Below are 12,373 nucleotides of genomic sequence, written 5' to 3'. Positions count from 1 at the left end.
CATGTCGGCCACAATGGCCGGCATGGCGACCGTCCTCGTGGTCGACGACGAGCTGAGGATCACCCGCCTGGTGCGCGACTACCTGCGCCAGGCGGGCTTCTCGGTCGTCGAGGCGTCCGACGGGCCCGGCGCGCTGCAGGCGGCCCGCGACCACGCGCTCGACGCGATCGTGCTCGACCTCGGCCTGCCCGGCATGGATGGCCTCGACGTCACACGCGAGCTGCGCGCGGCCTCGAACGTGCCGATCATCATCCTGACCGCCCGCACCGAGGAGTCCGACCGGATCGTGGGGCTCGAGCTCGGTGCGGACGACTACGTCACCAAGCCGTTCAGCCCCCGCGAGCTGGTCGCGCGGCTGCGCGCGGTGCTCCGACGCGTCGACATGGCGGACCCCGACACCCGTGTGCTGCGTGTCGGCGCGGTCGTCGTCGACCGCCCGAAGATGCGGGTCACAGTGGGCGGTGACGAGGTCGACCTGACCCCCACCGAGTTCGAGCTGGTCGCCACGCTGGCGGCCCAGCCCGGCCGTGTGTTCACGCGGGCGCAGCTGCTCGACGCGGTGCACGGGGTCGCGTTCGAGACCTACGAACGGGCGGTCGACGCGCACGTCAAGAACATCCGGCGCAAGCTGGAGCCCGATCCCCGCCGACCGCGGTACGTCCAGACCGTCCACGGCGTCGGCTACCGGTTCAGCGATGCGTGATCGCGACGGTGACCGGAACGGACCGTCGAGGCCGCGGTGGTCCATGGACGACGGCGGTCACGGGCAGCGGCTCCGGGGCGGTCCGTGGCACGAGGCGCGGCGTGGCGGGCCGCCGTGGCGCAGCGGTCAGCCACCACCGTGGTGGCCCGACGGTGAGCCGTGGCCGCCGCGCCACGGCCCCGGCAGCCAGGAATGGGCGGCCTTCGGGCGGCGGGTCGGGCGCAAGCTGCTGGCGGTCGTGCTGCTCGTCCTCGCCGCGCCGGTCTTCCTGGGGCTGGTGGTGGCGTCCACGATCGGCGGCGCCGACGGGGCGCTGGCGGTCGCGGCGGTGTGGATCGTCATGGCGGTCCTCGTCGCCGGCGCAGCGACGGTGCTGTGGAGGACATGGGCGCCCATCCGCCGGCTGATCGGTGCCGCCGGGCGGTTGGCCGATGGCGACTACGACACGCGGGTCGACGCGACGGGCCCGGTGCTCACGCGACCCGTGCTCGCCTCGTTCAACCGCATGGCGGCCAGACTCCAGGCGGCCGACGAGCAGCGTCGCCAGCTGCTGGCGGACGTCGGTCACGAGCTGCGGACGCCGCTGACCGTCCTTCGCGGCGACCTCGAGGCGATGGTCGACGGCGTGCGGCCGGTCGACCCCGACCACCTGCGCCAGCTGCTGGACGACATCGCCGTCGTGGAACGGCTGCTCGACGACCTGCGGACGTTGAGCCTGGCCGAGTCCGGGGCACTCGTGCTCCACCGTGAGCCGAGCGACATCGGGGAGGTGGCACGGGACGCGGTCGACCACCTCGCGCGTGTCGCCATCGACGAGGAGGTGCAGCTGCGGGTCGACGCCGTGCCCGTGCCGGTGATCGACGTCGATCGGGCGCGGATCCACCAGGTCGTGTCGAACCTGGTCGGCAACGCCATCGGAGCGACACCCCCGGGTGGTGACGTCACCGTCGTGGTCCGTGAGGGGGCCGGGGGCGTGGTGCTCGACGTCCGCGACACCGGCGTCGGCATCCCCACCGACCAGGTCGATCTGGTGTTCGAACGCTTCCACAAGGGCGCCGGGTCGTCGGGCACGGGGTTGGGGCTTACCATCAGCCGTGACCTCGTCGCGGCGCACGGAGGAACGCTCGACATCGCCGAGACCTCACCCGCGGGCACCACCATGCGGATCACACTGCCGGGCGGGTGACGGCCAGGTCCGGTCCACCGAGCACAGGCCGGCGACGGGGGGTCAGGCGCCGCCGCTGCGGGAAGGGTCCACAGGACCCGTCCCCCGTGCGAGAGGATGCCGCCCGTGGCCGATGACCAGCGCTCCGAGATGATCGTGGACACGCTGCAGTCGATGTTCTCGGAACGGATGGCCGCGGCGCCCGACGCGTTCCGCACGCGGTTCCGCAAGATGGCGCGCGACCCGTTCGCGTTCTACCGCGGTTCGGCGATCCTGTTCTTCACCGACCTCGGACCCGAGGGATCGTTCGGCGGCCGCGACGGCCGGTGGATGGCCGAGCACGGCGATCGCGTCTGGATCCAGGGCGATCTGCACTGCGAGAACTTCGGGACGTACATGGACGCCGACGGCCGGCTCGTGTTCGACGTCAACGACTTCGATGAGGCCTACCTCGGGCCGTGGACGTGGGACCTGCGGCGGTTCGTCGCCAGCCTCGCGCTGGTGTGCTGGCTGAAGGCGCTGCCCGATGATGTGATCGATGATCTGGTCGCCCACTACGTGCGGTGCTACGTCGACCAGGTCAACCACTACGTCGACGTCCACGACGACACCGAGTGGGCACTGACGCTCGACAACGCGCAGGGCGCCGTGCTGCACACGCTGCAGCAGGCCAAGCTGCGGACCCGGGCGACGATCCTGGATCTCGGGACGATCGTCGAGAACTACCAGCGCCGCTTCGCCGACCACTCGTCGGTCGCCACGTTGGAGGACGAGGACCGCACGCGCGTGCTCGACGCGTTCGAGTACTACAAGGAGACGATCCCCGACAGCAAGCGGGACGTGCGGGTGCGCTTCGCTGTGCTCGACGTCGTGCGCAAGGCCGGCATCGGCATCGGCAGTGCGGGACTACCGATGTACAACGTGCTGATCGAGGGGTCGAGCCAGGCAGTCGGCAACGACGTCGTCCTGTCGATCAAGCAGGCCAACGCCGCGGCGCTCGGGAAGGTGGTCGACGACGAGCAGATCCGCGACCACTTCGAGCATCACGGGCACCGAACCGCTGTCTCGCAACGGGCGTTGCAGGCGCACGCCGACCGGTACCTCGGATGGACCGACCTCGACGGTCAGGGCTGCGTCGTCAGCGAGTACTCGCCCTACGAGCTCGACCTCGAATGGGACGAGCTCAACACCCCCGAGGAGATGGCGACGGTGGTCGACCAGCTCGGTCGCGCCACCGCCAAGATCCACTGCGTCGCCGACGACGACAGCGACACCGATCTCGTCAACGTCAGCGTGGAGGACGTCATCAGCGCGGGGGTGCACGACGACGTCGACGGACTGACCGACGAGCTCACCGACTTCGCCCGCGGCTACGCCGAGCAGGTGCGCACCGACCACCAGCTGTTCGTCGACGCGTTCCGGCACGGTGCGTTCACCGACGTGGCGCCGACCACGGACGCCTGACGACGTGCACAACTCGTGTCGCCGTGCATCGACGTCGGCGGTCGCTACACCCGCGACGTCGCCCCGTCGACCAGCGGGATCGGAGGGTGGGAGGCTCGCGGACGTGCGCTACCGGGTGGCGCCGTCACCCGCCGGCGTGGGCGCATCGCCCAACGGCGCGGAGACCGTCATCGGCTCGGCTGCCGACCCGGCGCGGATGCACTCGACCAGGTGCTCCTCGGCCGACACCGTCGCGCCAGGCCACACCACGCAGCGCTCGACGTCGCCGTCGACGGTGGCGCCCTCGCCGATCACGGAGGCGCCACCGGACGCGTGCAGGTTGGCCCGGAGATAGTCCGACGGTGTGCCGCAGTCGATGGCGGTGCCGAGGTGGCCGACGAGATCCAGGCGGCCCGCCGCCAGTTCGGGGCGCCACAGGACCTCGTACAGGCCGGTCGGTTCCGCTCGCAGCTTCGACACCGACGCCCACGGCAACAGGCACACACCCACGTAGCGGACCGGCGCGCCGTCGTGGACGAAGTCGCCGCCCCCGTCGGTCGGGGTGACCAGCAGCCGGCAGCGCTGGCGGTCCCAACCGGCCATCAGGCGGTCGAGCGTCCCGCCCCCGGTCGGCGCCGTGAGGTAGGCGTCCGCGTTGACCAGCAGGACGTCACGACCGTCGATCCACGCGCCCAGCTGCCCCAGCGCGCCGGCCGTACCCAGTGCGCGGGGACGCTCGACGGACAGATGGGCCGTGGCGCCGACGTGGGTCACGATCTGATCGGCGAGGTGGTGGCAGTTGACGGCGACGTCGTCGGTCCAGCCGCGCAGGTGCTCAAGGGCGCGGTCTACCAGGGCGACGTTGCCGACAGGGCACAACGCCTTCGGGCGCAACTCGGTGAGTGGCCGTAGCCGCGTACCGGCGCCCGCGGCGAGCGCGATGCCGACGAGATCGGTCACGCGGCGCCCACGACCCTGCCGTCCGTCGCACCGGCGACTCCGACCCGTCCCAGCAGATCCATGATCTCGCGGGTCGGTCCGTCAGCGCCGACGAGCACCTGGTCCGGTGGCAGCCAGCTGGCCTCCCGCGCCTCGCCTCCCACAATGACCGACGGTCGCTCGTCGACCGCGATCCGGTAGATCACGTCCACGCGGCGGACACGGGCGTTCACCTTCACGCTGAGCGGCAGGCCGACCTCGACGCGCAGGCCCGTCTCCTCGCGGACCTCACGCTCGACACCCTCGGCCGCCGACTCTCCGCGATCCAGCAGGCCGCCGGGCAGGCTCCACCCGGGTCGGTGTGGCTGGCGCAGCACCAGGTACCGACCGTCGTGATCGATGGCACAGACGGCTCCTACCGTGAAGCTCGGCGTGCCGCTGCGTACCAGCATCCGCCGGACCGGTGGAGGCAGCCGGCGGAAGACCGTGAGCACCACGGTGTAGGCGCGCCAGGCCAGGCCACGCGACGGTGTCATGGCCGTGCCCTGTCTGGGATCTCGGCTGAAGACATGGAGCGACAGCCTATGGCCGACGGCGGCGGGCGGCGACGCATCCATCGCAGCAGGCGTGGACGTGTCAGGCTGGGGTAGATCTGTCGCGCCACGTGCGTGGCACGTCGGAGGTCGGACGTCGACATGGGCGTGGTCAACAGATCTCAGGTCGCCCTGCCTGAGGACAGCCGGGACCGGGCGAAGCGTCTGGCGACGCTGTCGCTGGGCGCGTTGGGCGTGGTCTACGGCGACATCGGCACGAGCCCGCTGTACGCGTTCCGGGAGTCGTTCGCCGAACGTGCGATCGAACCCGACCCCGCCAACGTCCTCGGAGTGCTGTCGCTGATCCTGTGGTCGCTGATCATCGTGATCTCGATCAAGTACCTGGTCTTCGTGATGCGCGCCGACCACGATGGTGAGGGCGGCATCCTCGCGCTGACGGCGCTCGTGCCACGGTCGGGCGACTACCACGGCAAGGGTCGGCGGCGGGCGCTGGTTCTGGTCGGCCTGTTCGGCACGGCGCTGCTGTACGGCGACGGCATGATCACCCCGGCGATCTCGGTGCTCTCGGCCGTCGAGGGGGTCTCGGTCGCGACCGATGCGCTCGACCCGCTGATCATCCCGATGGCCGTCGCCATCCTCGTCGGCCTGTTCGCGTTCCAGCGGCGGGGAACCGGTGCGGTGGGCGCCGTGTTCGGTCCGGTCATGGTCGTGTGGTTCGCCACACTCGCGATCCTCGGCGTCGCGGGCATCGTGGCCCATCCTTCGGTGCTGGCGGCGGTCAGCCCCACCTATGGCGTGGCGTTCTTCGCTGCCAACGGCTTCACCGGCGTGCTCGTGCTCGGATCGGTGTTCCTGGTCGTCACCGGCGGCGAGGCGTTGTACGCCGACATGGGCCACTTCGGACGCCGGCCCATCCAGGCCGCATGGTTCGCTGTCGTGCTCCCCGGGCTCGTGCTCAACTACTTCGGCCAGGGTGCGCTGCTGCTTGATCGTCCGGAGGCGATCGACAACCCGTTCTATCGCCTGGCCCCCGGGTGGGCGACGGTGCCGCTGGTCGTGCTCGCGACCATTGCGACGGTCATCGCGTCGCAGGCGCTCATCAGCGGTGTCTTCTCGCTGAGCATGCAGGCCGTACAGATGGGCTACCTGCCGCGGTTGCGCGTCCGTCACACGTCCGAGGAGCAGGAGGGGCAGGTCTACATCCCCGGGATGAACTGGACGCTGATGATCGCCTGCATCGGCCTGGTGCTGGGGTTCCGGACGTCCAGCGGCCTTGCGGCCGCCTACGGTGTCGCCGTCACCACGACCATGGTGGTCACGACGCTGCTGTTCTACGTGGTCGCGCGCGAGCAGTTCGGGTGGTCACCCCGTCGGACGCTGGCGCTGTGTGCCGGCTTCCTCGTCGTCGATCTCGCCTTCTTCGTCGGCAACATGTTCAAGATCCCGGACGGGGGCTGGTTCCCACTCGTGGTCGGCGCGGTGGTCTACACGCTGATCACGACATGGCGCCGGGGACGGTCCGTCGTCGGTGCGCGGCAACGCAAGGGCCTGGTACCCGTCGACGGCTTCATCGGGCGGCTCGATCCCAACACCCCGCGCGTGCCGGGCACCGCCTACTACCTGACCGCGGACCCCGCCCAGATCCCGGCGTCGTTGCTGGTCAACCTCCGTCACAACAATGCGCTGCACGAGCGCATCGTGCTGCTGCACGTGCACCTCGCCGGTGCAGCGCACGTGCCGTGGGCCCGTCGGGCGAAGGTCGAGCGCCTCGATAAGGGGTTCGCGCGTGTCACCCTGCGCTACGGGTTCCGCGACCAGTTCGACGTGCCCGAGGCCCTGAAGCGGAAGGTCTTCCATCGCACGGGGTTCGATGACGACGACATCACCTACGTCGTCGGGCACGAGGACGTGCACGCGACCGACCGGCCCGGCATGCCCCTGTGGCGAGAGCGCCTGTTCGTCGTGATGAACCGCAACGCCTCGAACGTCACGCAACTGTTCCACCTGCCACTGCAGCGGGTGATCGAGATCGGAAGCCCGGTCGACATCTGACGGCGGCCGCCGTCACGCCTGCGCGACCACCCGTCCCGCCAGACGCAGCAGCCCGATCACGATCGCCAGGGCGGCGACGGCCTCACCGCGCAGGGCGCCGTGCGACCGGTCGATGCGTCGCAGCGCGAGCACGCCCAGCAGCGGCGCTCCGATCATGCCGGCCTCGAACAGGGTGAACGCCAGCGCCACGAGCGCCAGGGCACTCATCCGTGCGCGGACGTAGATCGGGCGCTGCAGGGGTGCCGGCGCGGGTGCCGCACCCGCCGGGTTGCGGTGGTCATCAGCGGCGGGCGCGCCACGTCTGCGTGCGCGGCGGCGCGCGTGTGCCGCAACGGGCTGCGCACGCGGCTCGTGCTGATCCGGGTGGTGCACCGGCTGACGGGCACCGCCCGCCTCATCCCAGCGCTGTGGAGCGGGCTGCCGCCCCGGCCCGGCCGACCGTCGGCCGGTCGCTGTGTGGGGCGTGCGCAGCGCCGCAGTCCGCACGCGCGGTGGCCACGCATCGTCAGAGGTTCCGGTCGATCCGACCGCGGCACGCAGTTCCGTGAGCAGCGCGTCCAGTGACGCGAACCGGTCGTCGGGGTCCCTGGCCGTCGCGGTGGTCACGACGTGGTCCACGGCCGGGGTGATGGCGGGCAGGACGGCGCTCGGCGCCGGGACCTGTTCGCGGGCGTGGCGCAGCGCGACCGCCATCGGGACCTCCGCCGGTAGGGGCGTCTCGCCTGTCAGCGCCTCGAATGCGATGATGCCCACCGAGTACTGGTCGCTGGCCGCCGTCGCCGCCGACCCCAGCACGACTTCGGGCGCCATGTACTGCACGCTGCCCAGCAACGTGCCGGCGGGCGTCAGACTCGTCGAGTCGAGCGCACGCGCGATGCCGAAGTCGGCCACGCGGACCCGTCCCTCGGGGTCGTGCAGGAGGTTCTCAGGCTTGACGTCGCGGTGCACGAGGTCGACGGCGTGGACGGCCCCGAGCCCCGCGCACACACCGGTCAGCTCATCGAGCAGCATCGCTGGCGACAGACGCGCCCGCCGGACCAGCTGCTCGCGCAGCGACGGCCCGTCGACGAGCTCCATGACGATGAACGGCTGGTCATCGTGCTCGTCGGCGTCCAGGACCGCCACGACGTTCGGGTGGCGGACGCGCGCGGCGTGACGCGCCTCCGCGTGGAACCGCGCGCGCACCTCGTCGTCCTCGGCCAGGTGGGGGTGCAGCAACTTGACGGCCACCGCGCGGTCCAACCGCACGTCCCAGCCGCGGTGGACGGTGCCCATCCCGCCCGCGGCGATCCGGGCGTCCACGCGGTACCTGCGCGCCAGCACGGTCGCCGCCCGGGCGGGTCCCGCGTTCTGGACCGGCATGTGTCCGTCCTCTCCGCCGACGTCCGGCGCGGTCCGGCGCCGGACGACCAGTGCCTACCCAACATGATGCGCGACGTGCATGGTCGCGGCAAAGGGTCGGGGCCGCTGGTGCCGGTCAGTCTGTGGAGGGTGGGGGAGCAACGAAGTCGAGCAGTTGCTCGACCGCCCCGACCAGGGCCGGCTCCAGGTCCGCGTAGCTGTTGATCGAGCGGAGCAGGCGACGCCAGAACGCGGGCGGATCGGCGTCGACACGAAGGGCGCGGCAGACGCCCTCCTTCCACGCCTGGCCTGGCGGCACGGTCGGCCAGGCCGTCATGCCGAGCGTGCGTGGCCGCACGCCCTCCCAGACGTCGACGTAGGGATGCCCGGTGATCAGCACCTGCGGATGGGTGATCGCCGCCGCGATGCGATGCTCCTTCGTGCCGGGCACCAGGTGGTCGACCAGCACGCCGAGCCGACGCTGCGGTGCCGGCCCGAAGGCGCGCACGGCATCGGCGAGGTCGTCGATGCCACCGAGTGGCTCGACCACGACGCCGGCGTCGCGCAGATCGTCGCCCCACACCTTCTCGAGCAGTTCGGCGTCGTGGGTGCCCTCGACGTAGATCCGGCTGGCGCGTGCCACTCGGGGCGCCGACCGCGGCGTCGCCACCGATCCCGACGCCGTCAAGGGCGATGTCGCGGAGGTCGGGGCCGGCCGCGGTCGCACCAGCGTCACGGCGCGACCGTCGATCCGGAACGCTCCGGGACTCAGGGGGAAGTGGCGCTGGCGGCCACGCAGGTCGCGCAGGGTGATCGCGGATCCGTCGACGGCGACCACCTGACCTGCGAACCCGGTGACGCGGTGCTCGACCTGCAGTCCCGGCTCGGCGGGGATCTCCGGCGGTCTGGCGTCGCGGCGCGCACGCCGGGCGGCGAGGACATCACCGCCGTAGCGGTCAGGGGACGGTCCGCCCGTGCGGTGGTTGGGGGTGGAGCGCTTCGACACGTCGGCCGACGCTAGCGGACGCGGCCGTCGAGCCGTGGGATCCGCGGTCGCGATCAGTTGGACTTGTCCTCGATCTCCCAGGCGTGGTCGAGCACGTGCCAGGCCAGCCGCCGAGCGGCGTAGCGTGGTGGCCAGCCCCTGGTCCCGTTCAGGGGATCGGCCGTCCGGCTGTCGCGGAGCACGCCGTACAGATCCTCACGCATCGCGGCCGGTGCGCCCGGCTCGGCGAAGCCCGTCGGTGTGTAGCGCACACCGAGCTGGCGCGCGTAGGAGCGCTCGGACTCGGCGACGTGCTCTGCGATCTCGTCCCTGTCGCGGCCGCCCCCGCGCGGGCCCTTGCGCAGCTCAGCCGGAGCGGACGCGACGACGCGGTCGAAGATGCGCCACGAGGCCGCCAGCAGATCAGCGTGACGACGGGCGGTCGTGGCGTCCCACGGCTGCCGGTCCACGTCGGGGATCGCATCCGGGGCGCCGAAGTCCGTGGCACCGGAACCGCGCACGTGCTCGACCACCTCGAGGTCGCCCACGACGTCGTCGGACGCAGATGCGTGGGGGAACGCGAAGGCGGCCTCGGCGGCCACGGCCGCGTAGCGCTCGGCATAGGAGGCGAGCAGCGCGATGGCCGCGTCGTCGCCCTGCGCCACGCGGCACCAGCCCGGCCAGTCGACGGCGCACGCGAACGTCTTCCGCGCGCCATGCTCCAGGTAGATGGCCGTGGTCATCGGCGGCGGTCGTCGACACCGTGCTCCGGGGATGGCGGGGTCTCATCCCCCGCGTCATCACCCGAGGCGGCGACCGCCGCTGTGAGGACCCGGATGCGGCCGCGTGCGGCGTGCACCTCGACGGCGTCGTCGTCGATGCCCAGGTGTGCGGCGATCTCACCCACCGACCAGCCCGCGGCGGTCATCCGCAGCACGTCCTTGGCCGTGCCCTCCGGTACGACGTCGAGCAGTTCCTCGACGGCTTCCCACGCCACCACCGTCTCGGCGGGGTCCTCGGCGCGCAGCGGATCCATGCGGAGAGCTTATGCGCGGTCGTCGACGCGGTCGAGTCGCGATCTGACGCCTGCGCCGCGGCCCGCCACCGGTCGCTCGCACGCGAGGGTGCAGTGATCCGCAGCGTCAGCGGATCATCCGCCACACGTCGTGGGCGATGACACGCAGCGTCTGCACGCCGAGGCGGAGCAGTTGCAGGCGGCTGCTGCGGGGCAGGTCCGACATCCCGGCGTGGCCCATCTCGACGTCGGCCCAGCGGTGGCGCTGGTGGCGTTCGGCGGCGTCGATCGCTGTCGCGATGACGTCGTCGGCGGCGTCGACGCGCGACAGTCCTTCGGGAAGCCACGCCAGCACGCACTCGTAGCCCAGCGCGAAGTCGCTGCGCCGCAGTCGGCGGTCGGCGAACCCGCCGAAGTCGCTCATGAGCTCGCCCGCCAGCAGCCCCGGGACGTCGCGATCGTGGCGGTCGGCCACCAGCAGCGGGGACACGAAGTCCAGGTGCACCGGGCTCTTGCCGTGCAGGCCAGCCACGCGGCTGACGACCTCACGCAGGGCCGTCGCTGCGTCGGCGTCGCGCTCCGGCAGCGCGTCGTCGTCGAACACGTCATGGAGCGCCGCAACCGCGCCCTCGCCGAGGTGGGGTGCCAACGTGTCGACCAGGTCGTCGAGTCGTTGGAAGCGGTTGTTGACGTGCTGCACACGTCGCAGGTCGTCGTGGAGGACCTGCTCGGGCATGATCTCCAGCGTCCGCGAGAGCGACTCGAGCCACGTCGGACGGTCGGCGTCGGCGGTCCAGGCGTTCGAGTCCTTCGGGATCTCCGACAGTGGGTCGACCATCAGTTGGATCCTGCGGGCGTCGCGCGCGCCGTCGTCGACGCGGTCGAGCAGCGACAGCACGCGGCCGATCGGTTCGGAGGAGATGCTGCTGCCGTCGGTGTACCAGAGCCGTCCGTCGCCGGGAAGGTCTTCGATCCGCCGTGACGCGAACGCGTCACGGTCGTACGTGCGGTCGAGCAGTTCGGGTCCGAAGCCGGCGGGATTCGCCGCGGACGCCAGCACGAAGTCCAGCACGGACGCGCCCTCGGGGGTGAGGAGCTGCTCGACGCCGCCACGGGGCTGCAGCACGAACTCGCCCCAGTCGGCGTAGGTCATCGCCGGCATCACGCGCCCGTCAACGGTCTCGAGATCGAACCGCAGTCCGCGCAGGCCGGTGAGCGAGACATGCAGGCCGATCGGTGTGTCCTGCGGTCCGTGCGGCGACCGGGACCAACGGTCGACGTCGAGCTCCCCCGGCAGCAGCTCCCGCAGTTGGCGGAACCCGAGGGGCGCGTCCGATCCGCGGCCGCGCAACATCTCGAGCGACACCTGCTCGACCCATGCCTGGTAGAGCAGCTCGGCGGTGTCGAGCCCGTTGAGCAGACCGTGCGCGGCGAACATCGATGCCAGCGCGCCGGCGGACGCGCCACCGATCGCGTCCAGACGCAGCTCGTCGTCAGGCAGCGCCTGGACGGCTGTCGTGAGCGCTGCGAGCACCCCGGCGTGATAGGCGCCCAGGCTTGCCCCACCGGACAGCGACACCGAGATCCGCAGCTGTCCGCCGTCACCGTTGGCAGCCATCGAAGAGCTCCGATCGTGGGTGTCCGGTCGGGACCGTACCGCGCGTCGCGGATCAGGATGCGCCGTCGGCGATCACGACGTCGACCGGGATGGCCCAGAAGGCATCACCCTCGGGCCCGCGACCGGACACCTCGATCACGTGAGGACCGGCGGGCAGCGGGTCGGCGATCAGCCAGACGGTGTCGTCGCGCTGACGCAGCGCCACGGGCGCTGTGTCGGTTCCGTCGCGGTCGAGCCGTCGGCTCGCCGTCAGCGTCCATCCGTCGACCGGGAACTCGAGGGTCGTCGCGCCCGCGATTCGCGCGCGGACGTCGAGCGTGGGCACACCGTCGGCGCACACGCCGACGCCTTCGGCGCTCCAGCAGTAGGTGTAGGCGTCGTACGTGGCCACTCCGGCGTCCGATGCGATGACCAGCGGCGGCGGCTGCTGGGAGACCGTTTCATCGGGCTCGGACGGTGCCGCGGTCGGGGGCTCGGAACGCACGACACCGGGGACCGGACGTGACGGCGCGGCAGATGAATCACTCGTGGAGGAGGGCGTCGCGGCTGCACCGCATG

The 12,373-nt window shown here is 71.6% G+C and carries 12 protein-coding genes; 4 read left to right on the top strand and 8 right to left on the bottom strand.

What is annotated here, in order from left to right; genetic code table 11:
- Window position 1 precedes the first annotated feature (1 nt).
- The 3 genes from VFZ70_00465 (at window position 2) to VFZ70_00455 (ending at window position 3,332) form a co-directional block, all read left to right on the top strand.
- A complete protein-coding gene (locus tag VFZ70_00465) occupies window positions 2–703 on the top strand; it encodes a response regulator transcription factor (protein ID HEX6254258.1) in 702 nt (233 codons plus the stop codon).
- A 43-nt stretch (window positions 704–746) separates the two neighbouring features.
- On the top strand, window positions 747–1,889 hold the full coding sequence (locus tag VFZ70_00460; GenBank protein ID HEX6254257.1) for a HAMP domain-containing sensor histidine kinase: 1,143 nt from the start codon (window positions 747–749) through the stop codon (window positions 1,887–1,889).
- 105 nt (window positions 1,890–1,994) lie between these two features.
- Window positions 1,995–3,332 (top strand): DUF2252 domain-containing protein, encoded by a 1,338-nt coding sequence (locus tag VFZ70_00455; protein HEX6254256.1) that lies wholly within the window; start codon window positions 1,995–1,997, stop codon window positions 3,330–3,332.
- Window positions 3,333–3,440: 108 nt separating this feature from the next.
- On the opposite strand, the gene VFZ70_00450 is transcribed toward VFZ70_00455, so the two are convergent.
- Both VFZ70_00450 and VFZ70_00445 read right to left on the bottom strand, forming a co-directional pair.
- Window positions 3,441–4,271: an NTP transferase domain-containing protein gene (locus VFZ70_00450; GenBank protein HEX6254255.1), complete on the bottom strand. Its 831-nt coding sequence runs from the start codon at window positions 4,269–4,271 to the stop codon at window positions 3,441–3,443.
- Window positions 4,268–4,786, bottom strand: coding sequence for an NUDIX domain-containing protein (locus VFZ70_00445; GenBank protein HEX6254254.1), 519 nt, complete (start codon window positions 4,784–4,786; stop codon window positions 4,268–4,270). The genes VFZ70_00450 and VFZ70_00445 overlap by 4 nt, the downstream gene beginning before the upstream one ends.
- Before the next feature lie 165 nt (window positions 4,787–4,951).
- Here VFZ70_00445 and VFZ70_00440 point away from each other — a divergent pair, with 165 nt between their 5' ends.
- Entirely contained in the window at window positions 4,952–6,856 is a 1,905-nt protein-coding gene (locus tag VFZ70_00440) for a potassium transporter Kup (protein ID HEX6254253.1), read from the top strand.
- Window positions 6,857–6,868: 12 nt separating this feature from the next.
- Here the strand turns inward: VFZ70_00440 and VFZ70_00435 are convergent, their stop codons facing one another.
- The 6 genes from VFZ70_00435 to VFZ70_00410 all read right to left on the bottom strand — a co-directional run bounded on the left by VFZ70_00435 (window position 6,869) and on the right by VFZ70_00410 (window position 12,299).
- Entirely contained in the window at window positions 6,869–8,218 is a 1,350-nt protein-coding gene (locus tag VFZ70_00435) for a protein kinase (protein HEX6254252.1), read from the bottom strand.
- Between the two features lie 115 nt (window positions 8,219–8,333).
- On the bottom strand, window positions 8,334–9,203 hold the full coding sequence (locus tag VFZ70_00430; GenBank protein ID HEX6254251.1) for a DUF3097 family protein: 870 nt from the start codon (window positions 9,201–9,203) through the stop codon (window positions 8,334–8,336).
- 53 nt (window positions 9,204–9,256) lie between these two features.
- On the bottom strand, window positions 9,257–9,925 hold the full coding sequence (locus VFZ70_00425; GenBank protein ID HEX6254250.1) for a hypothetical protein: 669 nt from the start codon (window positions 9,923–9,925) through the stop codon (window positions 9,257–9,259).
- The gene (locus tag VFZ70_00420; GenBank protein ID HEX6254249.1) at window positions 9,922–10,218 is read right to left on the bottom strand and encodes a hypothetical protein; all 297 of its coding nucleotides are present in this window, start codon (window positions 10,216–10,218) and stop codon (window positions 9,922–9,924) included. Before VFZ70_00420 ends, VFZ70_00425 begins: the two co-directional genes overlap by 4 nt.
- Window positions 10,219–10,324: 106 nt before the next feature.
- The gene (locus VFZ70_00415; protein HEX6254248.1) at window positions 10,325–11,815 is read right to left on the bottom strand and encodes a patatin-like phospholipase family protein; all 1,491 of its coding nucleotides are present in this window, start codon (window positions 11,813–11,815) and stop codon (window positions 10,325–10,327) included.
- 52 nt (window positions 11,816–11,867) lie between these two features.
- Entirely contained in the window at window positions 11,868–12,299 is a 432-nt protein-coding gene (locus VFZ70_00410; GenBank protein HEX6254247.1) for a hypothetical protein, read from the bottom strand.
- Window positions 12,300–12,373 lie beyond the last annotated feature (74 nt).

Source organism: Euzebyales bacterium (genome assembly GCA_036374135.1).
Classification (GTDB): domain Bacteria; phylum Actinomycetota; class Nitriliruptoria; order Euzebyales; family JAHELV01; genus JAHELV01.
This window is presented reverse-complemented; position numbering and strand designations above follow the sequence as displayed.